This is a genomic window from Ruegeria sp. AD5, assembly GCF_056542345.1.
This window is the reverse complement of the sequence record NZ_JBQFZR010000002.1, coordinates 129,593-156,110: the sequence shown is the minus strand read 5'-3', so window position 1 is coordinate 156,110 and position 26,518 is coordinate 129,593. Positions and strand designations below refer to the sequence as shown.

Below are 26,518 nucleotides of genomic sequence, written 5' to 3'. Positions count from 1 at the left end.
TCAGAAAGCGCAACACGATGCAGGCAAGCCCGGCGACATTTAACATCCTCATCATCGGGCAAAACAACCGGCTGCAATTCGAGGCATTGCTTTTCGCCGCCTCGCTGCGCCACAGCTCATCAGGGTTCAAAGGTCGGCTGTTCGTGGGGGTGCCACAGCCTGGCCCTCTTTGGCCTCAGAACCCCAGCATTCAGGATGCCGAAGTTCTTGAAGCCCTGCAGCATCTGGGTGCCGAGATTCTGCCTTTTGAGTCTCATGCTTTTGGCTCGAGCTATCCCAATGGCAACAAGATCGAAGCTTTGCTGGCGATGCCAGAGGGTGAGCCCTTTGTCTTCTTCGACTCCGACACTCTGATCACCGGCGAAATTTCCGACGTCCCGTTCGATTTCGAACAGCCCGGCGCCTCACTTCGGGTCGAGGGAACATGGCCCAAACCCACGCTCTACGGCCCAGGATATGAGGGTATCTGGCGCGCACTGTATGACCGGTTCGGGCTGGATTTCGAAAGCTCTCTCGATCCCAGCCAGCCCGAGGGTTATTGGCGGCGCTACCTGTATTTTAACGCCGGTTATTTCTTCTACAAATGCCCCCGCCAATTTGGTGAGCGGTTTATGGGCTATGCCCGCACCATTCGCGACGAGGAAATCCCCGAACTGACCGGGCAAGTTCTGAACCCGTGGCTAGATCAGATCGCCTTGCCGCTGGTCATCCATTCCTTCGGTGGCGGACGGGATGCCCTGCCCGAGGGCCTGCTGGATGGGTCGGTCAGCTGCCACTATCGCCTGTTCCCGATGCTCTACGCCCGCGAAAGCGATCATGTGGTCGAGGTATTGGAAACCGTCGTGGCCCCGAACAAGATCAAAAAAGTGCTCAAAGGCTATGATCCACTGAAGAAGCTGGTGATACAGCGCAAGGGTGCGAAGATCCGGGCATTGTTCGACCGAAACAACCTGCCCGCACGCGAACAGGTCATTCGCAAAACGATCAAGTCCAAGGGGCTTTGGCTGCGGTGACGCGGACATTGTGCCGGGCGAGCCAATGTCCTAGAGATTCAGCAACACACATTCCAACAGGAGATTTCCTCGATGTCTGATGGACCCACCTACGGTTTTGACACGCTGCAAATTCACGCCGGGGCCCGCCCCGACCCTGCCACAGGCGCGCGCCAGACACCGATCTACCAGACCACGGCATATGTATTTCGCGACGCGGAACACGCCGCCGCGTTGTTCAACCTGCAGGAAGTGGGTTTTATCTATTCGCGACTGACCAACCCGACTGTTGCGGTGCTGCAGGAACGTGTGGCGACGCTTGAAGGCGGTGTCGGTGCGGTCTGCTGTTCCTCGGGACACGCAGCGCAGATCATGGCGCTGTTCCCGCTGATGGGGCCGGGCTGCAATGTTGTCGCCTCGACCCGCCTCTACGGTGGGACGGTGACGCAGTTTAGCCAGACGATCAAACGTTTCGGCTGGTCGGCCAAATTCGTTGATACCGATGATCTGGACGCTGTGAAGGCCGCTATCGACGAAAACACCCGCGCGGTGTTCTGCGAATCCATCGCCAATCCTGGCGGCTATGTCACTGATATCCGTGCTCTGGCGGATTTAGCCGATGCAGCAGGCATTCCGCTGATCGTCGACAACACCTCGGCCACACCCTACCTGTGCCGCCCGATTGAACAGGGCGCGACGCTGGTCGTGCATTCGACCACCAAGTACCTGACCGGAAACGGCACCGTGACCGGCGGCTGCATCGTGGATTCGGGCAAGTTCGACTGGTCGGCAAATGACAAGTTTCCTTCGCTCAGCGAACCCGAACCCGCCTATCACGGCCTGAAATTCCACGAGACCTTCGGCCCGCTCGCCTTTACTTTCCACGGCATCGCGATCGGTCTGCGCGATCTGGGCATGACGATGAACCCGCAGGCGGCGCATTACACGCTGATGGGGATAGAAACGCTATCGCTACGGATGGAGCGCCATGTCGAAAACGCGCAGAAAATAGCAGCGTGGCTCGAGGCAGACGACCGTGTGGATTACGTGACATATGCTGGCCTGCCATCCTCGCCTTATAGCGACAGGGTAAAAAAGCACTACCCGCGCGGCGCGGGCGCCCTGTTCACCTTTGCGGTCAAGGGCGGCTATGACGCCTGCGTAAAGCTGGTGAACGCGCTTGAGATCTTCAGCCACGTGGCCAACCTTGGCGACGCACGGTCGCTGATCATCCACTCGGCCTCGACCACACACCGTCAGTTGACGCCCGAGCAGCAGGAAGCTGCAGGCGCAGGCCCTGGAGTGGTGCGCGTGTCCATCGGGATCGAGGATGCAGACGATCTGATCGCTGATCTCGATCAGGCTCTGTCCAAAGCCAGCGCCTGATCCGATGACCGGGCACAACACAAATGAACTGGGTCAACCCATCGGTTTGCCGGTCGCGGGCGAGTTTCCTCGCCCCACCCCGCCTTACACACCGATGCAGGGCCGGTTCTGTTCCGTTGTGCCACTGGATGTAAACAGGCACGCGCCCGGCTTGTACCGGGCGTTTGCCAACGATACGGACGGCCACAATTGGACTTATCTGCCCTACGGCCCGTTCGACTCTGAGGCTGATTTCACCGCATGGGCGCAGTCAAACTGCGTGGATGCGGACCCGATGTTTCATACAGTGCTCGACGCGGATGAGGTACCCGTGGGGATGGCCTCATACCTTCGGGTCGAACCAGCAGCGGGTTCAATCGAGGTAGGCCATATCCACTTCTCTCCCCTGCTCCAGCGCAAACCGCAATCGACCGAGGTTATGTATCTGATGATGCGCCGTGTGTTCGATGAGCTTGGTTATCGCCGCTATGAATGGAAATGCGACGCCCTGAACGCGCCATCAAAACGCGCAGCTGAACGTTTGGGTTTCACGTTCGAGGGCGTCTTCCGGCAGGCGACACATTACAAAGGACGCAACCGGGATACGGCGTGGTTTTCGATTATCGACAGCGAGTGGCCGCGCATTCGCGCGGCATTCGAGAACTGGCTTGCGCCGGGGAATTTCGATGCATCGGGCCGGCAGCGCCAACCGCTGCAAGCCCGGGTTGGATCGTAGATTACTCCGCGATTTCGAACTCCATCGCGATATTGACCGAAACGGAAATCTCTCCGCCTGCGACCGGCACGCCACCGGCGTCCGACATAGCCATCTCGCGCATCTGAGCCATCGGGCGAACACCACCGCCGTGGTCGTTGATCGATAGGACGGGACCCAGCGTAACCCCGGACGCCTGCGCTAGTTGCTGCGCCTTCTCGGTCGCATCTGCCACAGCCTTGGCCCGTGCTTCAGCCTCAAGCGGTTTGGGCTCTTGCACGCCAAAACTCAGACTGCCGAAATCATTGGCACCGTCCTTGATGACCGCATCCATGATCTGGCCCAGATTATCCAGATCCCGCACGCGTACCGAAACGCGGTTGGACGCGGTGAACCCAGTGATCTTGGGTGGCTCATTGCTGGAATTGCTGCGCCCCGACCAGACCGGTGAAAGCGAAAGATCGCGCGTCTGAACATCGCGCGCCTCCAATCCCATTTCGTCCAGTCGTTTGAGGATCTGCGTCACCGCGTCCGAGGTCGCCTGCATCGCTACCGATGCCTGCGCATCCTGATTGGTCACGCCCAGTGTTATCGTTGCCATATCGGGTGCAACCAGAGCCGTACCGGTCCCGCTGACCGAGATGCGACGTTCTTCCGCATGGGCGGGCAGCGTCGCGGTGGCAGCGGCCATGGCGGCCAAAAAAGCAAGTGTCTTCAAGATGATCCCTCCTTGATGCTTGCCCTCAAGATGGGTGGTCAGGCCCGTACACGGCAAGGGGGAAACGTGCCTTTTTCTTTCCCTCGGCGAGTTCCTGCTCTAATCTCGGCGGGCAGACATCTAAGCGTTTGCATAAAAGCCGACAATTATGGTTCATCGCGATTATGAAACCCGCCTTTGCGCTGTCATTTTCTGAAAACGGCATTTCCTTGCATCATCAGTCGGATGGAGACTGGTACTGCATTGGTACCGTTCCGTTAGATGCGTCGGATTTCGCGGACCAGATGCAGGCCCTTCGGGATCAGGGATTCGCGCTGGAAAATGACCTGAGTTGCAAGCTTGTGATTCCATCAGATCAGGTGCGCCGCTTGGTTGTCGACACCGATGGTTTGGACACCGAAGCAGCGGCGAAAAATGTCAAGGATACGTTGGCCGCAGCCACGCCCTATGAGCTATCAGAGCTGGCTTATGTCGCGGGCGACGTGGGGACTGAGACCCCGGTTGCCGCTGTGGCCCAGCAAACGCTGGACGAAGCCAGCGCATTTGCCACCGATCATGGCTTTATCCCCGAGGCATTCTGGGTCAGCGCAACCGGCAACGATACTTTGGACGCGCCATTTCTGGAACTGCCGATCATTGTGGATGAGGACGCTGTGATTGCGGCCCCCAAACCCGTTGATACGCCGGACATACCGGTTCACGCCATCGCTGAAGATGCTGCCCCCCCTGCATTTGAGCCTGCTACCAAAGCACCGCCCTCGTCTGCCAAGACAGGAACGGATCTGAAACGCTTTGCAATTCCTGCGATCGCAGCGTCGGTTGTGGTTGGAATGTTGCTGGGTGTCTGGTCTTACAACAGCTCTGACCCCGTAATTGTCGAAGTGGCCGAACCGTTAGAGCCCGAGCTGCAGCCAGAGCCAGAAACTGCAACTGCAGAACCGCAGGCACAACCCGAACCTCAGGAAACCGAGATCGCAAGCCTCCCACAAGAACCTGAAGTGGCAGAGGAAGAACCGGTGCTCACCCCCACGGACGAGGCCATTCTCGAGGCACTGAAGATTGAACCGGAGCCGGTCGAAGACATCGCTGATCTGCCAGAGAGCAGAACCGAGTTTCGTGAGTTTACCGGCACCGCCCCCGTTGAACCTTCAGATCTGGAGCCAGCGCCTGTGGCTGGCGTGGATAATCAATATCTCACATCGGTCGATCGCTCGGACCTGTCGACCGATTCCGTCGCACTACCCGAACTTGCCAGCCTCGACACAGATGCGTCTTTTGAGTCGATCTCTTTGCCAGGCCAAGCGGGGCAGCGGTTCAACCTGGATGAACGCGGACTTGTGACGCCAAGTGCCGAAGGCACGCTGAACCCGGCCGGTGTGATGGTTTATCTGGGTCGTCCCGCATCCGTGCCCCCCGAACCCCCAACCAGGTTCGAAACAGAACCCGTTGTCATAGAAGAGGTCGATGAGAGACTCGCGGCGTTTCGCCCACGGCCACGCCCGGAAAATCTGGTGGATCAATTCGAACGCCAGCAACTTGGCGGTCGATCCCGGCAAGAGCTGGCCTCGGTCCGGCCTAAGCTGCGGCCCGAGTCTCTGCAAACCCCTCCGCAGGTCGATGAAACCCCGACTGCGCTGGCTGTTGTACGGGTACCCCGTCCAAAAATCAGGCCTGCCAGCATCACGGCGCGCGCGACACGGCAACCTAGTTCTGGGAGTGCAGCGCTGGCCTCGACCGCAAATGTGGCCAGTAATGCCGATGAAGTTGGTTCGTTCCAGCCCAGAACGGTCAATCCCAAAATTCCGTCTTCCGCGTCAGTTGCGAGACAAGCAACCATCGACAACGCGATTAACCTGCGCAAATTGAACCTAATCGGCGTGTACGGCACCCCGGCAAACCGCCGTGCTTTGGTCCGCCTGCCCAGCGGACGCTACAAAAAGCTGAAGGTGGGCGATCGCATCGACGGAGGTAATGTCATCGCCATCGGCGACAGCGAGTTGCGCTATCAGAAGCGCGGCAAGAACATCACGCTCAAGATGCCGCGCGGGTAAAGAAAAAGCGCCATGTCGGTCAGACACGGCGCTCGGTTGATTTCATTGATTCATGTTTAGGCTGCCGAGATTTCACCCGACTCGATCTGCTCGCGTTCGATCGATTCAAACAGGGCTTTGAAGTTGCCCTCACCAAACCCGTCATCCCCTTTACGCTGAATGAACTCAAAGAAGATCGGGCCAATGACTGTTTTCGAAAAGATCTGCAGCAGAATCTTGGTCTCACCGCCATCAACTACACCTTCGCCGTCGATCAGAATGCCGTGCTTCATCATCCGATGCTTGGGCTCATCATGGCCGGACACACGGTCGTAAGACATGTCATAATAGGCCTCGTTCGGACCGGGCATGAACTTCAGACCCTTCTCGGCAATGGCATCGGTCGAGGCGTAGATGTCGTCGCTGCCCACCGCGATATGCTGGATGCCTTCGCCGTTGTACTTCTTCAGGTAGGAGACGATCTGTCCGGTCTCGCCACGATCTTCATTGATCGGAATGCGGATGCGACCACAAGGTGAAGTCAACGCGCGACTGTAAAGCCCGGTGAACTTACCTTGAATGTCGAAAAAGCGGATTTCACGGAAGTTGAACAGGTCGCCGTAGAATTTGAACCACTTGTCCATGTTGCCCTTGAATACGTTGTGGGTCAGGTGATCGAGATAGTAGAACCCATCGCCGCGCGGTTTTGACTGCTCCAGCCATTCAAATTCCTCATTGTAGGGCGAGGTGTCATAATACTGATCGATGAAGTAGATCAGCGAACCACCAATGCCCTTGATCGCCGGAACGTTCATGGTCTTGTCTGCGCCATCATAGGGCTCAGCCCCTTTGGCGATCGAGTGCTCATAAGCCTTCTGAGCATCAACAACGCGCCAGCCCATGGCAGGGGCGCAGGGGCCGTGCTCGGCCACGAATTTGGCTGCAAAACTATCAGGATCCGCGTTCAGAATGTAGGTTACATCACCCTGTTGCCAAAGCTCGACCTTGGGGGTGTCGCGGTGATAGCCGACATAGTCGAAGCCCATTCGCGCAAACAGGTCTCGCAGCTCTTGCGGCTCGGGGTGTGCGAATTCAACAAACTCAAACCCGTCGGTACCGGCTGGGTTTTCTTCGCTGATGACAGATTTCGGGGCGTTATGCGGGAAAGGACCCATGGCGCGTCTCCTCGGAAAACAGGAATTTCTTTGCTGACTCAAAAATACGCCTTAATGAGTGCTGTTTCTGCGCATTGTTTTCGTATAAACTAAGTTTAGATGCGTACTTTCCGCATATTGATTGCAAATCTTGAGGAAACGCCGCACGTGCTGGATCGGATTGATATCGGAATACTCGCAGCTTTGCAGCGCGACGCGCATCTGACGTCGCAGCAATTGGGTGATGTGCTGAATCTATCCGCCAGTCAGGCGGGCCGTCGCCGACAGCGCCTTGAGGCCGAGGGTTACATCACAGGGTACACCGCACGACTGGACCCGCTGAGGCTGGGGCTACAGGTTCAGGGGTTCATTCAGGTGCATCTGGGCACTCATGGTCCCGAACAATCCGCAGGCTTCGCCCGCATGGTCAACACCCGCCCCGAGATCACCAGCGCCTGGACGATGACAGGTGAGGCAGATTATCTGCTTCACGTCTATTGTGACGACTTATCCGCACTCAATACCTTGCTTCACGAAGTGATCCTGCCGCATCCTGCAGTTGCACGGGTGCAAAGCCAGATCGTAATGGACCAATTGAAACGCGACGCGCCGCTCCCGACCTGAGCGGATTTAAGAGGACAATAATGAACGAGTTCCTTTATCAGGCATCGATCTATCTGGCAGCTGCGGTGATCGCGGTGCCGCTTTCCGCCCGTCTGGGTCTGGGATCGGTGCTTGGTTACCTAGCTGCGGGCATCGCCATTGGCCCAATTTTGGGCCTTGTCGGGGCCGAGACGGAAAGCCTGCAGCATGTGGCCGAATTCGGCGTCGTGATGATGCTGTTCCTGATCGGGCTCGAGCTTGAGCCCCGTGCCTTGTGGGATATGCGGGACAAATTGTTAGGCTTGGGCGGGCTGCAGGTCGGCCTGTCGACCGCAGCAATCGCAGCTGTGGCGTTCTATGCGGGTCATCAATGGTCGGTGGCGCTGGCGGTTGGATTGACCTTGTCGCTTTCTTCCACGGCAATCGTGCTGCAGACCCTGTCCGAAAAGGGCCTGATGCAAACCAACGGAGGTCGAGCGACCTTCTCGGTCCTGCTGACGCAGGACATTGCCGTAATCCCGATCCTAGCTTTCCTGCCGCTGCTTGCCCTGCCCGCAAGTATCCACATCGAAGATGACGGCTCCATCAGCCGTGGCGTAGGCATAGCCAAAGACGCGGATTATCACGCCAAACTCTCGCTGGTCGAAGGTCTGCCCGGCTGGGCCGTTACGCTTGTCACCATTGGCGCCGTCGCGTTTGTCGTATTGGCCGGCATCTACCTGACCCGCCCACTGTTCCGTTTCATCCACGCCACCCACCTGCGCGAGATGTATACGGCACTGGCGCTAATGATCGTGGTCGGCATCTCGTTCCTGATGACCCTTGTGGGCCTGTCGCCCGCTCTTGGCGCGTTTCTGGCCGGAGTGGTTCTGGCCAGTTCGGAGTTCCGACACGAAATGGAAAGCGACCTTGAGCCGTTCAAGGGGCTGTTGCTGGGCCTGTTCTTCATCACCGTGGGCGCTGGGATCGATATCGGGTATTTCTTCGCCGACCCGTTTGACCTGATCGGTTTGGCCTTGCTGGTCATACTGGCCAAGGGGATCATCCTGTTCATCGTCGGGCGCGCCTTCAAGCTGCGCGGGCGCGATCACTGGCTGTTCACGCTGGGTTTGGCCCAGGCCGGCGAATTCGGCTTTGTCTTACTGGCGTTTTCTACGCAGCAGAACGTGATTCCGCCGGGCTTGTCGCAAAAACTGTTGATGATCATTGCGCTGACCATGTTGATCACACCGCTTCTGTTTATCGTCTACGACGTACTTTCGCGCTTTCTCGGCGAGAGCAATCCGCAGGTTGAACCCGATCAGATCGACGAAAAAGGCCCTGTCATCATCGCCGGGATCGGTCGCTTTGGGCAGATCGTCAACCGGCTGGTACAGGCAAGTGGGTTTAAAACAGTTGTTCTGGACCACGATATCGAAACGATCCAGCTGATGCGACGGTTCGGTGTCAAAGGCTTCCTTGGCGACCCGACTCGCCCCGAATTGCTGCGCGCTGCTGGAATCGAAAAGGCAGCGGTCCTTGTCGCGGCCATGGATGACTACAAACAGGTCACCCGTCTCGTCGGATATGCCCGCCGCCAGCGGCCCGATCTGCACATCATCGCCCGCGCCCGCGACCGCAACCATGTCTATGAACTGTATCAGGCCGGGGCCAACGACATTGTCCGCGAGATGTTCGACGGATCGCTACGCGCGGGCCGCTATGTTTTGGAGAACATTGGCCTCAGTGAATACGAGGCCGCACAAGCTGAACAAACCTTTTATCACCACGACCGGGGATCGGTGCGCGAGCTTGCAGAACTGTGGATCCCCGGCATGCCCACAGCCGAAAACAAGAAATACATCGAGCGTGCGCGGCAACTGGAAAAAGATCTGGAAACCGCGCTGCTGGAACTGGCCGAGGAACACGCCAAGAAGTCGGCTTAACCGTCCGACACACCCGCTTCAGCGAATGTCGCCATGCCGGAATGGCAAGCAACCGCGCTTTTCAGAATGTTGATCGCCAACGCCCCGCCCGAGCCCTCGCCCAAGCGCAGGCCGAGGGTCAGCAATGGCTCCTTGCCGAGCTTGCCCAGCATCGCGGCATGCGCGCCCTCGGCGCTTTGGTGGCCCGCGATGGTGTGATCAAGCGCTGTTTCCGAAATCTGCGCCAGACAGGCTGCAGCTGCGGTGCAGATGAATCCATCCAGAATGACCGGTATCCGCAATACGCGCGCGGCGGCTATCGCACCAGCCATAGCCGCAATCTCGCGTCCGCCGAGGCACCTTAGAATATGAAGTCCATCGCCCTGACCATGCAGAACGACGCCTTCCGCAACAACCCGGGTTTTATTCGCCAGTCCGGCATCATCCACACCGGTCCCGCGCCCGGTCCAGTCGGCGGCATCCCCGCCAAATAGCGCGCAAACGATGGCGGCAGCCGGCGTGGTATTTCCGATCCCCATCTCTCCAACAACCAGCAGATCGGCCTGCGGATCAACCGCCTGCCATCCTGTGCGCAGTGCGCTTAGAAATTCCTCTTCGCTCATCGCGGGGGTTTGGGTAAAATCTGCGGTCGGACGGTCCAGCTCCAGCGCGTGCACGTCCATCTTCGCGCCCGCAGCCTTTGCCAACTGGTTGATCGCCGCGCCGCCATGTTCGAAATTCATGACCATCTGCACCGTCACTTCGGGCGGGAACGCCGAGACACCTTGAGCAGTTACGCCATGGTTGCCCGCAAACACGATGACCTGCGGCGCATCGATCCGAGGCCGCGCATCCCCGCGCCAACCTGCATACCAAATCGCCAGGTCCTCAAGCCGCCCCAACGCGCCGGGCGGTTTGGTTAGTTGACCGTTGCGCTCTTCCGCGCCCTGCTTGGCAGCGGTGTCCGGACCGGGTGCGCCGGTCAGCGCATTGCGGAAACTGTTCAGGTCATTGAGTTCGGGCAGCATGGAAAGCCTCGTTGCATCAGAGTGGTTGTGTGTGTTTAACCAATGCTGGCAAAGCAACAAGACCCGGAAAGGCCTGGGAGTGACCAAAAACGACACCGCCCCGTTTTCCCTGTGGGATATCCCGCTGGCTCTGGTCCTTTTGACGCGCCTGCCCCTGCCACCCCTGCCCGATCAAGCGTTCACCCGCCAGTCGCGTGCGGCTTGGGCCCATCCCCTTGCCGGGCTTGTTGTGGGGGCGCTGGCTTGCGGCGTCGCCTGGATTGCAATCTGGGCGCAGCTGCCAACCCTTGCCACCGCCGCCCTGCTGGTCGCCACGTTGATCATCGCAACCGGAGCGATGCACGAAGACGGGCTAGCCGATACGGCCGACGGGCTTTGGGGCGGCTTCACAACCGAACGTCGACTGGAGATCATGAAGGACAGCCATATCGGCACTTACGGCGTACTGGCCCTGTTGCTGGGCCAACTGCTTCGAATTGCTGCTGTCATGGCACTGATCGGTGCGGGTCTGTTGACGGGCATATTGGCCGCCTGCCTGTTCTCACGCGCCGTGATGCCCGTGCTGATGCGCGCGCTACCCAACGCTCGCAAATCGGGGCTGAGCCATTCGGTTGGTGCGCCCCCCTTGTCTGCGGTGCTGGCCGGTATCGTGCTGGCTATCGTCCTGTCGCTATTGCTGCTGGGTGGATCAGCCATCACGCCGATGCTCTGCGCCCTGCTTGCAGCGGCTTTTGTCGCTCGCATCGCCAAGACCAAGATCGGTGGCCAAACCGGTGATATTCTGGGGGCCACGCAGCAGGTCTCGGAAATCACCTTCCTCCTGGCGCTGACAGCCTCAATCTAAGACGCCCCACCGGTTTCAATGCGCAGCGTCGCGCCACAGTGTTTGCAATGCACAGCATCCGGATCGTGCCGGAACAGGCCGCAGCTTGGGCATTTGTAGCGCACTTTCTGCGGCATGAAGATTGCCTGCGCCAGACGGACAAACAACGCCACGCCAACAACCATGATGAAAACGGAAAACAGCTTTCCCGCTGGTGTGCCCAGCGTGATATCTCCGAACCCCGTTGTCGTCAGGGTCGCCATAGTGAAATAAAGCGCGTCGATATAGGGGGTCTGCGCATCTTCGGGGACGAAAAAGACCAGTACTGCAGTCGAGGTTGCAAAAACAAAGACCATCAGATTGATCGCCGCAATCACCGCGTCCTCGTGGGTTCGAAAGAAAGGACTATCTCGGCGCAAATCCCGCAGCAGATGATAGGAATGGATCAGCCGCAACGCGCGCAATATCCGAAGGAACGCGAGATTGCCGGTCAGGAACGGGTCAAGCAGCAGCGACACGATCACAACGATGTCTGCCATCGTGTAAATCTGGCGCAGCAGTTTCCAGCGGTCTTTGGAAATCCACATCCGCGCGGAGAAATCCATTAGGATGATCAGCCCGACACCCAAACTTGCCGCCGTCAGCCCAGGCCCGTGCGGGATATTCGCCGTGGAGACAAAAAAGATGATCGAGGCGATATCGAACAGGATCAGCCCATAGCGAAACCAGACCGAGACCGGCTCGTGGCTGATGTAGAGAAACTTGACAGTTTGCTTCATCATGTCCCCGTATCTTCCTGCAGTTACAGAAAAATACCCGACACACACCACAAGACCAAGCGCCTAGTCACGAAAAAGGGCCGCCCCGGATATCGGGACGACCCTTAAATTGGCTTGAACGCGATCAGGCTGCGCGTGAGGTCAGAACCTCATCGACCTGTTTGGCAGCCGAAATCTCATCGGCGCCAGAAACTGCGGCCACTTCGCGTGTCAGACGTTCCAGCGCGGCTTCGTAAAGCTGACGCTCGGAATAACTCTGCTCGCGCTGGTCGTCGGTGCGGTGCAGGTCGCGGACCACTTCGGCGATCGAGATCAAGTCACCCGAGTTGATCTTTTGCTCGTATTCCTGCGCCCGGCGCGACCACATGGCGCGTTTGACCTTGGCCTTGCCTTTAAGCGTCTTCATTGCCTGGCTGATAACATCCGGCGAGCTAAGCGACCGCAGACCGGATTCGGTGACCTTGTTGGTTGGTACCCGCAGGGTCATCTTGTCTTTTTCAAAAGAAATCACGAACAGCTCAAGCGAGAAGCCTGCAACTTCCTGCTCTTCGATTGACACGATCTGACCTACGCCATGAGCCGGGTAGACGACATAATCGTTCGGGCGGAACTCAAGCTTTTTCGATTTCGACATTCATATTCATCCTTCATTACTGATCGGGATATGAGACGACAAAAGCACCACAGCCGAGGCCCTGCATGGCCCCGTCAGGCGGCTTATTTGTCATAAATTCAGAACTCCAAAGCGAGCATACTTACGGAGCACATCCCAATCACAGTCATCATTCGGTCCCTAGTATATCACAAATTTGCGACACTCAAAAGACCGCGCCAAGGTAAATGGGAAATTCCCTTTCTACCTCAACTAATTAATGCACAGATTGATGCCAAATGAACGGTAACCGGCTGCCGAATCGGTCAACCGCCCTCGCCGGGGGCTTCCGAGAAATATTTCTCCATCTTGCCTTCTTCGCCGTCGCGTTCCTCGGCCTCGGGCAAGGGGTCTTTTTTGGTCACGATCACCGGCCACATTTCCGAGTATTTCCGGTTGAATTCGACCCACTGCTCCATCCCCGGCTCGGTGTCCGGGCGGATGGCGTCGGCGGGGCATTCGGGTTCGCAGACACCGCAGTCAATGCATTCGTCGGGGTGAATGACCAATGTGTTTTCACCTTCGTAGAAACAATCCACCGGACAAACCTCGACACAGTCGGTGTATTTGCAGCCTATGCAGTTTTCGGTGACAACGTAGGTCATGTTGGATTTCCCGTTTGCGCTTTGGCGACTAGCTAATCCAGTCTGACCGCCGCTTCAAGGTCAGATCACCCCTTTGGGATGCGAGAAAGATCAAGCGCGCGTCTTTCTTTCTTGGTTGGACGACCTTTTCCCTCAAACGCAGGATTCTTGGGCGATACGTCCTGCTTTTCGGTCATATCAAAGTACAAAGCTTGCGCCTCGGGGGCCGGGCCGCGACGCACGCCAAGCGCTTCGATACGTACAACCCGAACAATACGCCCCTGCGGAAAGGTCAGGACATCTCCGGGTGCCACGGCTTGCGCCGGTTTCAGCACCCGATTTCCGTTCAGACGCACATGGCCGCCGCTGACCTGTTTGGCGGCCAGGCTACGGGTCTTGAAGAACCGCGCCTGCCACAACCATTTGTCGATCCGCAGCTTGGCCTCGGCCATCGCGGATCAGTTGCCGTCCTTCAGACCCATCAACGCTGCCGCAAATGGGTTATCGGGATCGATTGCCTTTTCCTTTTTGGGTGGCCGTGACGAGAAGGTCTTGGCGCCCTGAGGCTTGCCCCCCTTCTTGCCATGCGGCTTGCCCTGAGGTTTACCACGCGGCTTGCCCTTGCCCTGCCCCTGCTCGCGACGCGGACCACGGTTTTGCTGACGTTGGCGCCCCCAAGTGAAGGTGTAGAACACCTCAATTTCGGGCTCATCCAATTTGGACTCTGCTGATTTCTCAGTGGCCGTAGCCTCTGCTGCCGCCTCGGTGCTTTCGGAGGCTTCGGCTGACGCCTCGGCGGTTATACCGACGTCATCCGCTTCGGCATTTGCGGTCGGTGTCTCATCGATGACGGGTTGTTCCTCGGCTTCCGCCACAGGCTGCTCCGTGGGGACCGGTTTGGCCTTCTCACGTTCGCCGCGTTCGGCCTTGTAACCCAGTCCCTGCATCAGGTCTGCAAACTGTTCCAAGGTCATGCCGGTAATCGACAACATGTCGGGTTTGGCTTCGAACCCACCGCGGCTATCCTCGGACCGCAGCATGTCGGCCAGCCGTTCCAGCATATCGATCCGGATTGAGCGTTCGCCCGCATCGCGGTAGCCGCACATGATGTCATAGCCCTGCGGCGCGTCCTTGGCGACCGGAACGGTAACCAGACCCGGAGGTGGTGCTTCGGGGAACTCCTGCAAGCCACCGGACAATGCCCAAAGTACCAGACGCAGGCGCGTTGGCGCGGGTTTCAGCAGCAGCGGCATGAAGATGGTGAATTGACCGAACCGGATGCCATGTTTACGCAGCGCACCACGGGCGTCCTGATCCAGATCCTTGACCTCTTGCGCAACCTGCACACGGGGCAGGACGCCCAACGACTCGACCATACGGAAGGCAAAGCCCTTCGCCAGGCCCGTCAATTCTTCATCCCGCGACAGGTTCAGCAGCGGCTCGAACAGGGCTGCCACTTTGCGGTCGATGAAATGCTGCAGGCGGCGCTGAACCTTCTGTTCCACGTCCGGCCCGGCGGCCTCATCGACAAAAACCTCGACCACGGGCTTGAGAGGCTCGGCACCGGCAACAAGTTTGCCCACGGCATACTCGCCCCACATCAGGCCACCCTGATCGGTGAAATCAATTTCGGTATCGGGCGCATTGTAGAAGCGATCGGCACGCAGATGGAATTGCGGCGCGAGTGCTTGCAGAGAGGCTGACTTCAAGGCTTTCGCTTCAGTCCCCTGCGCGCTTTTGTCCGGGGTAAACCGGAACCCTTCCAGACGACCGACGAATTCACCTTCGACGGTCACTTCACCCTTGTCATTTACTTCGGCCAAAAGGGCCTCCTTCTGTTTGAGCCGGCGCAGCAACACTGACGTGCGCCGGTCCACAAATCGCTGAGTCAAACGGTCGTGAAGAGCGTCCGACAGCCTGTCTTCTACAGTGCGCGTTTCCTCGCGCCAATGGGATTCGTCACGCACCCAACCGTTTCGTTGCGCAACATATGTCCAAGTGCGAATATATGCCAACCTTTTGGACAATGCATCAATGTCGCCATGGGTTTGGTCGATACGGCGGATTTGCCGCGCCATGAAATCATCGGGGATACTTCCGCGCTCATGCAGATGGCCATAGATCACCTCAAGCAGGCTGGCATGTTCGGCATGGCTGATGCCGCGAAAATCGGGGATTCTGCACACATCCCATAGCAAACGGATCGACGGTCCATCGCTGGCACGGGCAACGACTTCGGTGACTTGGGACAGAGATTTCAGGACGTTCAGATCGTCAGCTGGCCGCGCTTTGATCAGGTGCTCATTGTCTGGGCTGATCTCAAGCGAGTCGATTAGTGCGTCGATTGAGCCGAACCGCAAAGCGGCATTCCGCCAATTCAACTTTTTCATAGGCGTGAACCGGCTGTCCATAATGGCTTGGGCTACGCCCTCATCCAGCGGCGGAGCCTCGCCCGTCACACCAAACGTGCCATCCGACATTCCGCGCCCGGCCCGTCCTGCGATCTGGGCCAACTCGTTGGGGGCCAGAGGCCGCATTCGGCGGCCATCAAACTTGGTCAGAGATGAGAACGCCACATGGTTCACATCCAGGTTCAACCCCATTCCGATGGCATCCGTAGCCACCAGATAATCAACCTCACCGTTTTGATAGAGGTCAACCTGCGCATTCCGCGTGCGAGGGCTGAGCGCCCCCATGACGACCGCCGCCCCGCCCTTTTGGCGACGAAGCAGCTCGGCGATGGCATAGACATTGTCGACCGAGAATCCGACGATCGCACTGCGTGCAGGCATTCGGCTGATCTTTTTCGAACCAGAATAGACCAGCTGAGACATCCGTTCACGCCGGATGAACTGCGCTTCGGGCACAAGGGCCGCGATGGGGCCGCGCATGGTGTCAGAGCCGAGGAATAGCGTTTCATTGGTGCCGCGCGACCGCAACAGGCGATCAGTAAAGACATGGCCGCGTTCGGGATCCACGCAAAGCTGAATTTCGTCAATCGCCACAAAATCAGTGCCCATGCCTTCTGGCATCGCCTCAACTGTACAGACCCAGTATTGTGTGCGCGGCGGTACGATCCGTTCCTCGCCTGTCACCAGCGCCACAACAGACGGACCGCGAATAGCGACAATCTTGTCATAGACCTCGCGCGCGAGCAGCCGCAGCGGCAGACCGATGACACCGGTCCGGTACCCCAGCATACGTTCAATCGCGTAGTGAGTTTTACCTGTGTTCGTCGGGCCAAGTACGGCCACGATTCGGGATGACCCGCTCACCTTTGCCCCCTGCGCCCTGAGACTTACAGCGCCTTGCCTTCAACCTGAGGCTTCAGCCGATTCACGGCATTGGTTACTTCTTCATGATGGGGATGTATAGCCAGCGCACGTGAATAGGCCTCAAGTGCTTGTTCTGGCTTGCCCACGATCTCAAAGATGAGGCCAAGGCCGTAAATAGCGTCGTAGTTGTTCGGATTCAGGGTCAATGCCTGTTCAAGATCCGCCGCAGCCATGCCAAACCTGTCAATGCCGAAGAAAACCGAAGCGCGCACATGCCAACCCTCGGCAAACTCGGGTGCGTGATCGGTAAGCGCCGTCAAATGATCAAGCGCGGCCTCGACATCCCCGTCATCCAGCGCTTCGCGTCCGCGTTCCAACAGCAAATCCGCTGAAGCCGAACCTGATTGTGACCACAGCGCCTGCAATTGCCGATCCAATCCGATGGCCTGTTCGGGCGTCGATTGCGCCAGTTGCTGCAACAGTGATGCCTCGTCCCGAGAATCCGCCTGCTGCGCGATGCAACTGGTGGAAAACGTGACTATGACGGCAAGTGCCGCGACGGTACGTTTGAGATTGGTGATTGCAATACCCATAACAATGGTCAGTGTAGCGTAGCGACCGGGGATGTCCATTCACGGCGCATGAACAATATGAGGAAGACCATGAGCGATATTCTGGAAAAAGCCGCGGCGGCATTGAATGAGAAACTGTCGGGCGGCGATTTCGATGCGTCAGCCAAATTTGCCATTGCCGATCTGGGTTCTATCATTCTGGATGCAAGCGGTGCGCGGGTAAGCGACGAAGATGCTGATGTGACCCTCAGCGCCGATGCGGACACCTTTGAACAGATTCTCAGCGGCGACCTGAACCCAACCGGTGCGTTCATGTCCGGCAAGCTGAGCGTTGACGGAGACATGGGAATTGCCATGAAACTCGCCTCGGTGCTGGCCTGATGGAGTTTTCGCCGGCCCCCTTATTCGAAGACGTGGCCGGCGGCCCTGCCGATGGTGCGGCGCATTGGCTGATCACCGAAGATGGCAAACGTATCCGCGTGGCACATTGGCTGCCCGACGGCGATGCGCACGGCACGGTGATGCTTTTCCCCGGTCGCACGGAATACATCGAAAAATATGGTGATACCGCCAAGGAATTTGTGAACCGGGGCTTTGCAAGTCTCGCGGTCGATTGGCGCGGGCAAGGGCTTGCAGATCGCCTGCTGGATGATCCGCGGATCGGTCATGTCGAACAATTCACCGATTACCAGCACGACGTTCGCTCAATACTGAAACTGGCCGAACAACTGGAGTTGCCCAAGCCCTGGTACGTCATAGGCCATTCCATGGGCGGAGCTATCGGGCTTCGCGCCGTTTTGGAGGGGGCTGATTTTGCGGCCTGCGCCTTTACGGGCCCGATGTGGGGGATTTTCTTTACACCAATCATGAAGCCACTCAGCCAGCTAACTGCCTATTGGGGGCCACGCTTGGGCTTGGGCGAGAAAACCCCGCCCACCACCACGCTAGAGAGCTATGTGGCCTCACAGCCCTTCGAAGGAAACGTGCTGACACGCGATCCGGCGATGTACCGAATGATGCAGGATCAGTTGGCCGCACACCCTGAACTTGCTTTGGGCGCACCGTCTACCATCTGGCTGCGCGAGGCGCTGGATGAATGCACCTGGCTGGTGGAACAGGCCGCGCCCGAGATCCCTGCCCTGACCTTCTTGGGTAGCCATGAACAGATCGTGGACCGCAAGGCCATTCGGGCACGTATGGCCAACTGGCCTAGCGGTACTCTGGTCGAGATTCCCAACGGCGAACACGAAGTTCTGATGGAGGCACCCGAGGTGCGCGGGCCGGTCTTTGATCAACTTGCTGCACATTTCGCGGCAGCCGCGGCGAAACCAAAACCCGAGCCCTGTCATTAAGGTTTGACCAGACAGCTTGCTTGTGATCCGGACGTGCCGCGCCTAAATGTTTGCCAACGCAGATTATTCGAGGTGTTCCATGCGCGACCTTCCCTTTCCCGTCCGTGATGCAAATGCAGGCGGCGGTGCCGATGATCTGGGCAATTTGCCGGAATGGGATCTGACGGACCTCTATGCCTCGGAAGATGCACCCGAACTGGCCCGCGATCTGGACTGGTTGGAGGGCGAATGTGCGTCCTTTGCCACTGATTATGAGGGTAAGCTGGCCGAATTGGACGCAGCTGGCCTACTGACCTGCGTGCTGCGCAACGAAAAGATCAACGCCATCGCCGGGCGGATCATGTCCTTTGCCGGATTGCGCTATTACCAACTGACCACCGACGCGGATCGCGCCAAGTTCCTGTCTGACATGCAGGAGAAGATCACCGTCTTCACCACGCCTCTGGTGTTCTTCACGCTGGAACTGAATCGCATCGACGATGACGCGCTGGCTGCTCATTTTGCCGCCAATGCCGATCTGGCGCGATACGAGCCCGTGTTCCGTCGCATTCGCGCGATGAAACCCTATCAACTGTCTGATGAGTTGGAAAAATTCCTGCACGACCTTGGCGTTGTCGGCGACGCGTGGGAACGCCTATTCGACGAAACAATCGCGGGCCTGACCTTCACCGTCGATGGTGAAGAGCTGAACATCGAAGGTACGCTGAACCTGCTGACCGAGCAGGATCGCGCCAAGCGTGAAGCCGCAGCGCGCGAACTCGCCAACGTTTTCCAAAGCAACATCAAAACCTTCGCGCGCGTTCATAACACGCAGGCCAAAGAAAAAGAGATCGTTGATCGCTGGCGCAAAATGCCATCTGCCCAGACCGGTCGTCACCTGTCGAACGATGTCGAGCCCGAAGTGGTCGAAGCCCTGCGCGAGGCCGTTGTGGCCGCCTACCCCAAGCTGAGCCATCGTTACTACGAACTGAAACGCAAATGGCTTGGTCTGGACGTGATGCAAGTGTGGGACCGTAATGCTCCGTTGCCGATGGAGGACACCCGCATCGTCGATTGGTCCGAGGCCGAGAAGACGGTGATGGACGCCTACAACGCCTTCGATCCGCGCATGGGTGAAATTGCAGCCCCATTCTTCTCGAAAGGTTGGATCGATGCGGCAGTGAAGCCCGGCAAAGCACCCGGCGCCTTCGCCCACCCCACAGTCACCGAAGTTCATCCTTACGTGATGCTCAACTATCTGGGCAAACCACGCGACGTAATGACCCTGGCGCATGAGCTGGGCCACGGCGTGCATCAGGTTCTGGCCGCAGATCAGGGCGAGATGCTATCGTCCACACCGCTTACGCTTGCCGAAACCGCCAGCGTGTTCGGCGAAATGCTGACCTTCCGCAAAATGCTGGATCAGGCCGAGACAGCGGAGCAGCGCAAGGTGCTTTTGGCCGGTAAGGTCGAGGACATGATCAACACAGTCGTCCGCCAGATCGCCTTCTACGACTTCGAATGCAAACTGCACGCCGCCCGTCGTGAGGGTGAGCTGACACCAGACGACATCAACGCCCTTTGGATGAGCGTTCAGGCTGAAAGCCTTGGCCCCGCATTCGAATTCATGGAGGGGTACGAGACCTTCTGGGCCTATATCCCGCACTTCGTCCACTCGCCGTTCTACGTCTATGCCTATGCCTTCGGTGATGGCCTCGTGAACGCGCTGTATTCGGTCTACGAAAGCGGTGCGGACGGGTTTGAGGACAAGTATTTCGAAATGCTGCGCGCCGGTGGCTCCAAGCACCATAAAGAGCTTCTGGCCCCGTTCGGACTGGACGCCAGCGATCCTGAGTTCTGGGACAAAGGCCTGTCGATGATCTCGGGCTTTATTGACGAACTGGAAGCGATGGAAAGCTAATGTTGAAAGGCAGCCTGTATGGCTGCCTCATTTCTCTTTGGCTGATTTCATCGTCGTCACGAAAATGGCCGTGACAATCAATACCGCGCCAACAATCGAAAGCGGTGTGATCGTTGCGCCCAGGAACAGTGCCGAGTTGACAAAGGTAAACACAACCGAGGCGGCGAATAGCAACGTTGCCGTCAATGTCGACACGCGGGCGGCGGCCTCGTACCAAAGATAATAGGCAAGCGCGGTGGGTAAAACGCCCAGAAGGATCAAGAAGATCACATCGTTTGCGGTGGGCATCTGAATAGAAAAAGCCGCCAGTGGCACCAGCAAAACGCCCGAACACAAAAAGATGCCAAACAGGAAGTTCAACCTTTCGGCAGTGGTCTCCGATGACTGCATCGCGCGGCTGCTGGAAATCAGGAACACCGCCCAGCTAAGTCCCGCCCCGATTTCCATCAGATCGCCCAGCAGGGGTTCTCCCCCGCCTTGAAAATCCCGATAGACGGTCAGAAACACACCGAGGATCGCCAGCAGGGTTGCCAATACATCAGTCCGGCCAACGGTGGTATCCGCGAAGAAATACAGGAATATCAACACAAAAAACGGCGCGGTATTCTCAAGCACCATCGCATTCGCGGCACCTGTATGTTCCAGCCCAATATGGAACAGGATATAATTCACGACCGTCGACAACACCGCCAGCCGGAAGTTCCAATCCCTGTACTGGATTGAAACCCGTGCGCCCATCACCCGCAACATGCAGTAAATCGCAAAAGCAGCAATGAACAGGCGCGACACGGCAATCTGTAACCCGCCGAGATCACTAGTCAAATATCGCACGATAACGCTGTGCGTGCCCCATAGAAACGCGGCTAGGAACCCAAGAACCAACCCGTTTTGCAGTACTGATCTCTGCGGCTGATCCTTCACCGGGTGCTCCTCGCGTTATTTTAACTGACTGTCTTTCGAACCCCGCCGATTGATCCCGCCGCGGGATTTGAAGCTGCTGTCACGCTCTTGCTGACAGTCCAGGCACAGCTTTACGCCGGGCAGAGCAAGGCGGCGTTTTTCGGGGATCGGTTCTTCGCATTCAGCACAATGTGTCAGGCTTTCGCCCACAGGTCGCTTTTGCGCCTGCATCCGTGCCAGCTCATCGGAAATCGAAGCTTCGATCTGTTCACTCACCGCGCCATCGCGCGCCCAGCCGCCCGCCATTTAGCCCTCCTGATCCGGTCGGGACAGGATACGCGAGACACCACAGGAGTGGCAAGCTAGAGCGAAACGGCGGCGTCAAAGACCTGATCGATAACCTCTTGTGTGCCCCTCACGAATTCCAACGAACAGGGATATTCAACCCCTTCGCGAACCGATTGGCAGAACGCTTCGACCTGCAATTGATAGTGGTTGTCCGCAGGAAACCGGGGCACCAGAACTTCAAGGCCCGGTCGGTGCAGTTCAACCCGCGCCTCGCCGAACACACGGGCATTGAACGGAGCAGTCAAACGGATCATGCCACCTTCTCCGTGAAACACCATTTCCTGATGTGGATGCATGCGTGTTGAGACGTAGGCGGAATAGGTAAATTCGGGAAACTGCGCGCGTATTTCGGTGAAGACATCCACGTCATTTTCCCACCGGATCGCACCGCTGACCGAGACCGGCTCTTGCCCAGTCGCAAACCGAGCGCTGCCGATAACATACACCCCGATGTCACGCAGCCCGCCCCCACCGGTTTCCGCACGGTTGCGGATGTTGCCCGTGTCCGCCCGGTTGTCATAGCTGAACGCCCCGGTGACATGGACCAGCCGGCCGATCGCTCCGTCTGCGATCAGTTTACGGGTCAGATGCCACTGAGGGTGATGCACGATCATATATGCTTCGGCAGCCAGCAAACCCGTCTGGTCCCTCTTTGCGATCAGCGCGTCAAACTCATCGGCCCGCATGGTCATCGGCTTTTCGCACAGCACATGCTTGCCCGCATCCAGCGCCTTCAGGCTCCATTCGACGTGAAGATGGTTGGGCAGCGGGATGTACACCGCCTCAATCTCAGGATCGGCTAGCAATGCCTCATAGCTGTTGTAGACATTCAAATCAGGGCAATATCTGGCAAAGGGCTCGGCCTTGGCCGGATCCGAGGTCGCCAACCCCGCCAGCCGCGCGCCCTCTGCCGCATGGATGGCGGGCGCCATGTGTTGTCGTGCGAATCTGGCTGCACCCAGAACACCCCAATTGACCGGTTTATGCATGCGCGCCCCCTAAAAATTGATGTAACCCGCCCGGGACGAGTTCTATGTAATTCAGTTCCTGATCTGTCTATCAACCACCTGCCAATAAGTCAGTCCTTTCTCTATCTATTTGAAAATCATACGCCTCTGTAAATTTTTTGATGAGTTTAAAAAACCCCGATAACCTTATACTTTATATCGATAATCTAAAATCGATCGGCGTCAAACCTGCCCTCGCAAATCAGTTTTGTTGATCCAGTCTGATACTACCGCCGTAGCTCAAACATCGACTGGATCATGCTCGGATGGCGCTCTGGCAACATCCGGAGCAACGGCAAACAGGGTGGGAGGCTTACTGAAATGCCAGCAACACATACGATTACAGGAACAGTGCTAAAAAGCGGTGATCCCGGAACGTTTGACAGCGACAATCAGGATTTCGACATTCTCCGCGAAGCGGTGATTGCAGCCGGGCTGGCGGAAACGCTGGACAATCCTGAGGCAGAACTGACCGTCTTTGCCCCAAATGACGCCGCCTTTATTACTCTGGCACAAACACTTGGGTATAAAGGGGATGACGAGGCTGGAGCATTAGGCCACATCATCAAGGCGCTCACCCTGCTTGGCGGCGGAGACCCCATCCCTTTGCTAACCAACATTTTGAAGTATCACGTGGTCGATGGTGAGTTCGACAGCACCACAGTGGTCGGTCTAGGCGACGGGGCTGAAATCCAAACTCTGCTTGGGTCGTCAGTCGAACTGAACCTTGAAAGCGATCCCCCCAGTCTGGGCGATGCCGATCCGGGCATCGACGATCCCGGCTTGATCGCGTTCGACGTGGATGCGTCAAACGGTATCATTCACGTACTTGACGGCGTACTTCTACCCGTCTCGGTGTCGGGCATTCTGGGCAAAAAGAACACGGACTTTATCCTGGGTGACAGCAGCGATGAATTCATCTTTACCGGACGCGGCAAAGACTTTGTTCACGGTGATGGTGGCAATGACGTGATCAACACCGGCTCGGGCAATGATGTGGCGCTTGGCGGTGCCGGGAACGACATAATCTTCGGGGGGCGCGGAAAGGATATTCTGCGTGGCGATGAAGGCCATGACAAAATCTTCGGAGGCCGAGGGAAAGACATCATCGACGGCGGCGAAGGCAATGACAAACTCTTTGGTGGGCGCGGTAAGGACACGTTTGTGTTCGATGAAGGCGACGGTCACGACTGGATTGTCGATTTCCGCGTCGGCAAGGACAAGATCGACCTGTCCGAATACGATGGCATTACCAGCTTTGAGGACATCGAAGCCGATATCGACGGTAAGTTCTTCGGGACCAAGATCGAATTGGACGACGGAGACAGCATCTATCTATCAGGCGTCTGGGCAAGCCACCTGTCCGAGTCCGATTTCATTTTCGCATAACAAAAAAAATCAGCCCGCTCATATGGCGGGCTGATATCTGTCTGGGGTCAGTTTGAACCCAGCATACCTTTTTCGCGCGCAAGCTCACGCATCTTCTTTTGAAGCTTCTCAAACGCGCGCACTTCGATCTGACGAATACGTTCACGGCTGACATTGTACTGCGTGCTCAGCTCTTCCAGCGTAACAGCCTGGTCCATCAGACGGCGCTGAGTCAGGATGTCTTTCTCGCGATCGTTCAGAACATCCAGCGCAGCAGCGAGCAATTCGCGCCGGGCTTCCAATTCATCGCGCGCCTCGTAGTCACCAGCCTGATCGGCATCTTCATCTTCCAGCCAATCCTGCCACTGCATGGTGCCTTCGCCTTCGGACCCCACGGTCGCGTTCAGCGAAGCATCGCCACCGGACATCCGACGGTTCATGCTGATCACTTCTTCCTCGGTCACTCCGAGGTCTTCTGCAATCTTGGCCACGTTTTCAGGACGCAGATCACCTTCTTCCAGCGCGCCAATGCGTGCCTTTGCTTTACGCAGGTTGAAGAACAGCTTTTTCTGCGCCGATGTTGTACCCAGTTTCACCATCGACCACGACCGAAGGACGTATTCCTGGATCGAAGCGCGGATCCACCACATGGCATAGGTCGCCAGCCGGAAGCCTTTTTCGGGGTCAAATTTCTTGACCGCCTGCATCAGGCCCACATTGGCTTCGGAAATCACCTCGGCCTGCGGCAGGCCATAACCGCGATATCCCATGGCGATCTTGGCTGCCAGACGCAGATGCGACGTGACCATTTTATGCGCGGCCTCGGTATCCTGTTCCTCGACCCAGCGCTTGGCCAGCATATATTCTTCCTCCGGCTCCAGCAGAGGAAACTTGCGAATCTCCTGCATATAGCGGTTCAGCCCACCCTCGGGTGTCGGCGCCGGAAGATTTGAGTAATTTGCCATTTATTTCCGCCCCTTGGACAAATGTTTAAGCCCTTAACATGGGATATGGGTACGCTACCCAGTGTATTCAAGAGGATCTGTTAACAGTCTGAGATTAACCCCATGTAAAGGAAAGCTGAAAAGGCCTTTTTCACAAGCCTTTGCAGTTTATTTCAGTGGCTTTCTAAGATTTTCCAGCAGCTCCGCCATATCCTGCGGCAGTGGAGCCTCAAACCGCAATGCCCGGCCCGATACCGGGTGTTCGAAGCCCAACACTGCTGCGTGCAGCGCTTGGCGCGGGAAAGTCTGCACCGCCTCGGCGGCCTCAGACGTGAATGCGCGCGCGGCCAGTTTGCGCTTTCCGCCGTACACCGGGTCTCCGACAAGTCCATGGCCGGCATGGGCCATGTGGACACGTATCTGATGCGTCCGGCCCGTCTCAAGCCAGCATTCGATCAGAGAAAGGCTGCCCGGCGATCCAAAAACCTCGACAATCCGTGCGCGCGTCACCGCATGACGCCCACCGTGAAACAGGACGGCCTGTTTTTGCCGATCCGTCTTGTGCCGTGCCAGCTGAGTCGTCAGACGCATGATGTTGCCCGGCTCAAAGCTGACACCCTTGATCCCGCGCAGACGTGGATCATTGGCATCAGGCAAGCCATAGCAAATCGCGCGATAATAACGCTCGACACTATGCGCCTCGAACTGAGCGGCCAGCCCGTGATGCGCCGCATCTGACTTGGCCACCACCAGCAATCCGCTGGTCTCCTTATCGATCCGGTGCACGATGCCCGGACGCTTGACGCCGCCCACCCCTGAAAGATCATCGCCACAGTGATGCAGCAACGCATTGACCAGCGTTCCGTTCGGAGACCCCGGAGCCGGATGTACCACCATTCCCGCAGGTTTGTTGATTACGATCAGATCGTCATCCTCATAGACGACCTCCAGCGGGATATCTTCGGGACCGATGTGGCTGTCCTCGGCCTCGGCCACGGTGATCCCGATCTGCGCACCTTCGGCTATCTTGGCTTTGGGGTCTTCTACGGCGACTCCATCAACGGTGACGGCACCCTCATTGATCAGTCGGGCCAGCCGGGTGCGCGACAGGTTCTCTTCCGCTGGCACATCCCGCGCAAGCGCCTTATCAAGGCGGGGCGGCGGAGCGGCCGCGATATGAAACTCTATCAGGCGGGTGCCCATGACTGTTCCTTCCGAACCTCAGGAACCGCAGGAAACACCGCAGCTTCGACTGCTGCGGCGGATGGTCATGCTGTTGACCGCGGTAATGATTGGCGGGGTTCTAGTGACATTCGCCCTGATTGTCATCCGCCTATCGGACCGCACTCCGAAGCTGCCCGACCAGATCGAACTTCCGGACGGCGCAAAAGCGCAAGCGTTGACCATCGGCAACAACTGGTATGCGGTCGTGACCGAGGACAATCGGATTCTGATCTTCGACAAGACAACCGGAAAACTACGGCAAGAGGTCGCGCTGGATTAGC

The 26,518-nt window shown here is 57.7% G+C and carries 26 protein-coding genes; 12 read left to right on the top strand and 14 right to left on the bottom strand.

From position 1 onward, the window contains the following. Positions 1-17 precede the first annotated feature (17 nt). The 3 genes from ACR0JG_RS09325 to ACR0JG_RS09315 all read left to right on the top strand — a co-directional run bounded on the left by ACR0JG_RS09325 (position 18) and on the right by ACR0JG_RS09315 (position 3,093). Positions 18-1,013, top strand: a complete 996-nt coding sequence (locus tag ACR0JG_RS09325) for a hypothetical protein (protein ID WP_480569268.1) — start codon at positions 18-20, stop codon at positions 1,011-1,013. Between the two features lie 72 nt (positions 1,014-1,085). Next, positions 1,086-2,378 (top strand): O-acetylhomoserine aminocarboxypropyltransferase/cysteine synthase family protein, encoded by a 1,293-nt coding sequence (locus ACR0JG_RS09320; RefSeq protein ID WP_170405113.1) that lies wholly within the window; start codon positions 1,086-1,088, stop codon positions 2,376-2,378. Positions 2,379-2,382: 4 nt separating this feature from the next. Continuing rightward, positions 2,383-3,093, top strand: a complete 711-nt coding sequence (locus tag ACR0JG_RS09315; RefSeq protein ID WP_170731914.1) for a GNAT family N-acetyltransferase — start codon at positions 2,383-2,385, stop codon at positions 3,091-3,093. Position 3,094: 1 nt separating this feature from the next. Here ACR0JG_RS09315 and ACR0JG_RS09310 read toward each other — a convergent pair whose 3' ends face one another. Further along, complete coding sequence (locus ACR0JG_RS09310; RefSeq protein ID WP_170731912.1) at positions 3,095-3,790, bottom strand: SIMPL domain-containing protein; 696 nt, start codon at positions 3,788-3,790, stop codon at positions 3,095-3,097. Between the two features lie 164 nt (positions 3,791-3,954). On the opposite strand from ACR0JG_RS09310, the gene ACR0JG_RS09305 reads away from it, so the two are divergent. Beyond that, positions 3,955-5,841, top strand: coding sequence for a hypothetical protein (locus tag ACR0JG_RS09305; RefSeq protein WP_480569262.1), 1,887 nt, complete (start codon positions 3,955-3,957; stop codon positions 5,839-5,841). 56 nt (positions 5,842-5,897) lie between these two features. Here ACR0JG_RS09305 and hppD read toward each other — a convergent pair whose 3' ends face one another. Next, complete coding sequence (gene hppD, locus ACR0JG_RS09300) at positions 5,898-6,995, bottom strand: 4-hydroxyphenylpyruvate dioxygenase (RefSeq protein ID WP_480569259.1); 1,098 nt, start codon at positions 6,993-6,995, stop codon at positions 5,898-5,900. Positions 6,996-7,094: 99 nt separating this feature from the next. On the opposite strand from hppD, the gene ACR0JG_RS09295 reads away from it, so the two are divergent. Together ACR0JG_RS09295 and ACR0JG_RS09290 are read left to right on the top strand one after the other, a co-directional pair. Then, entirely contained in the window at positions 7,095-7,598 is a 504-nt protein-coding gene (locus ACR0JG_RS09295; protein WP_370644441.1) for an Lrp/AsnC family transcriptional regulator, read from the top strand. Between the two features lie 20 nt (positions 7,599-7,618). Next, the gene (locus ACR0JG_RS09290; protein WP_170393396.1) at positions 7,619-9,502 is read left to right on the top strand and encodes a monovalent cation:proton antiporter-2 (CPA2) family protein; all 1,884 of its coding nucleotides are present in this window, start codon (positions 7,619-7,621) and stop codon (positions 9,500-9,502) included. Here the strand turns inward: ACR0JG_RS09290 and cobT are convergent. Next, entirely contained in the window at positions 9,499-10,509 is a 1,011-nt protein-coding gene (cobT, locus tag ACR0JG_RS09285; protein WP_480569256.1) for a nicotinate-nucleotide--dimethylbenzimidazole phosphoribosyltransferase, read from the bottom strand. The two genes, ACR0JG_RS09290 and cobT, sit on opposite strands and share 4 nt — an antisense overlap. Positions 10,510-10,588: 79 nt before the next feature. On the opposite strand from cobT, the gene cobS reads away from it, so the two are divergent. Then, complete coding sequence (gene cobS / locus ACR0JG_RS09280; protein WP_480569253.1) at positions 10,589-11,353, top strand: adenosylcobinamide-GDP ribazoletransferase; 765 nt, start codon at positions 10,589-10,591, stop codon at positions 11,351-11,353. Here the strand turns inward: cobS and ACR0JG_RS09275 are convergent. From ACR0JG_RS09275 to ACR0JG_RS09250, 6 genes are all read right to left on the bottom strand, one after another. Then, on the bottom strand, positions 11,350-12,111 hold the full coding sequence (locus ACR0JG_RS09275) for an ion channel (RefSeq protein WP_480571072.1): 762 nt from the start codon (positions 12,109-12,111) through the stop codon (positions 11,350-11,352). The genes cobS and ACR0JG_RS09275 overlap by 4 nt on opposite strands. A 124-nt stretch (positions 12,112-12,235) precedes the next feature. Continuing rightward, complete coding sequence (locus tag ACR0JG_RS09270) at positions 12,236-12,745, bottom strand: CarD family transcriptional regulator (protein ID WP_010439402.1); 510 nt, start codon at positions 12,743-12,745, stop codon at positions 12,236-12,238. A gap of 284 nt (positions 12,746-13,029) precedes the next feature. After that, the gene (fdxA, locus tag ACR0JG_RS09265; RefSeq protein ID WP_010439399.1) at positions 13,030-13,368 is read right to left on the bottom strand and encodes a ferredoxin FdxA; all 339 of its coding nucleotides are present in this window, start codon (positions 13,366-13,368) and stop codon (positions 13,030-13,032) included. A 65-nt stretch (positions 13,369-13,433) separates the two neighbouring features. Further along, a complete protein-coding gene (locus ACR0JG_RS09260) occupies positions 13,434-13,799 on the bottom strand; it encodes an RNA-binding S4 domain-containing protein (RefSeq protein ID WP_170393403.1) in 366 nt (121 codons plus the stop codon). A 6-nt stretch (positions 13,800-13,805) separates the two neighbouring features. Continuing rightward, positions 13,806-16,622, bottom strand: a complete 2,817-nt coding sequence (locus tag ACR0JG_RS09255) for a helicase-related protein (protein ID WP_480569250.1) — start codon at positions 16,620-16,622, stop codon at positions 13,806-13,808. A 23-nt stretch (positions 16,623-16,645) separates the two neighbouring features. Continuing rightward, the gene (locus ACR0JG_RS09250; RefSeq protein ID WP_170405089.1) at positions 16,646-17,254 is read right to left on the bottom strand and encodes a tetratricopeptide repeat protein; all 609 of its coding nucleotides are present in this window, start codon (positions 17,252-17,254) and stop codon (positions 16,646-16,648) included. Between the two features lie 30 nt (positions 17,255-17,284). On the opposite strand from ACR0JG_RS09250, the gene ACR0JG_RS09245 reads away from it, so the two are divergent. The 3 genes from ACR0JG_RS09245 to ACR0JG_RS09235 all read left to right on the top strand — a co-directional run bounded on the left by ACR0JG_RS09245 (position 17,285) and on the right by ACR0JG_RS09235 (position 20,446). After that, positions 17,285-17,575, top strand: a complete 291-nt coding sequence (locus ACR0JG_RS09245; RefSeq protein WP_170393409.1) for an SCP2 sterol-binding domain-containing protein — start codon at positions 17,285-17,287, stop codon at positions 17,573-17,575. After that, the gene (locus ACR0JG_RS09240; protein WP_170405086.1) at positions 17,575-18,546 is read left to right on the top strand and encodes an alpha/beta hydrolase; all 972 of its coding nucleotides are present in this window, start codon (positions 17,575-17,577) and stop codon (positions 18,544-18,546) included. The genes ACR0JG_RS09245 and ACR0JG_RS09240 overlap by 1 nt, the downstream gene beginning before the upstream one ends. Before the next feature lie 79 nt (positions 18,547-18,625). Continuing rightward, positions 18,626-20,446 (top strand): M3 family oligoendopeptidase, encoded by a 1,821-nt coding sequence (locus ACR0JG_RS09235; RefSeq protein WP_480569248.1) that lies wholly within the window; start codon positions 18,626-18,628, stop codon positions 20,444-20,446. A gap of 27 nt (positions 20,447-20,473) precedes the next feature. On the opposite strand, the gene ACR0JG_RS09230 is transcribed toward ACR0JG_RS09235, so the two are convergent. Genes ACR0JG_RS09230 through ACR0JG_RS09220 form a run of 3 tightly spaced genes read right to left on the bottom strand, consistent with a single transcriptional unit; the run spans position 20,474 to position 22,683 of the window. Next, positions 20,474-21,367, bottom strand: a complete 894-nt coding sequence (locus ACR0JG_RS09230) for a DMT family transporter (protein ID WP_170393415.1) — start codon at positions 21,365-21,367, stop codon at positions 20,474-20,476. Positions 21,368-21,382: 15 nt separating this feature from the next. Next, positions 21,383-21,652: a DksA/TraR family C4-type zinc finger protein gene (locus tag ACR0JG_RS09225; protein ID WP_170393417.1), complete on the bottom strand. Its 270-nt coding sequence runs from the start codon at positions 21,650-21,652 to the stop codon at positions 21,383-21,385. 56 nt (positions 21,653-21,708) lie between these two features. Beyond that, positions 21,709-22,683 carry a Gfo/Idh/MocA family protein gene (locus tag ACR0JG_RS09220; RefSeq protein WP_480569245.1) on the bottom strand — a complete coding sequence of 325 codons (975 nt, stop codon included), beginning with the start codon at positions 22,681-22,683 and terminating at the stop codon, positions 21,709-21,711. A gap of 339 nt (positions 22,684-23,022) precedes the next feature. On the opposite strand from ACR0JG_RS09220, the gene ACR0JG_RS09215 reads away from it, so the two are divergent. Then, positions 23,023-24,090: a fasciclin domain-containing protein gene (locus ACR0JG_RS09215; RefSeq protein WP_480569242.1), complete on the top strand. Its 1,068-nt coding sequence runs from the start codon at positions 23,023-23,025 to the stop codon at positions 24,088-24,090. Between the two features lie 47 nt (positions 24,091-24,137). On the opposite strand, the gene rpoH is transcribed toward ACR0JG_RS09215, so the two are convergent. Both rpoH and ACR0JG_RS09205 read right to left on the bottom strand, forming a co-directional pair. Continuing rightward, positions 24,138-25,034 (bottom strand): RNA polymerase sigma factor RpoH, encoded by an 897-nt coding sequence (rpoH, locus tag ACR0JG_RS09210; protein WP_170393423.1) that lies wholly within the window; start codon positions 25,032-25,034, stop codon positions 24,138-24,140. 147 nt (positions 25,035-25,181) lie between these two features. Continuing rightward, on the bottom strand, positions 25,182-26,216 hold the full coding sequence (locus ACR0JG_RS09205) for an RluA family pseudouridine synthase (RefSeq protein WP_480569239.1): 1,035 nt from the start codon (positions 26,214-26,216) through the stop codon (positions 25,182-25,184). On the opposite strand from ACR0JG_RS09205, the gene ACR0JG_RS09200 reads away from it, so the two are divergent. Next, the gene (locus ACR0JG_RS09200; RefSeq protein ID WP_170563212.1) at positions 26,215-26,517 is read left to right on the top strand and encodes a DUF6476 family protein; all 303 of its coding nucleotides are present in this window, start codon (positions 26,215-26,217) and stop codon (positions 26,515-26,517) included. The two genes, ACR0JG_RS09205 and ACR0JG_RS09200, sit on opposite strands and share 2 nt — an antisense overlap. The last annotated feature ends 1 nt before the right edge of the window (position 26,518 follow it).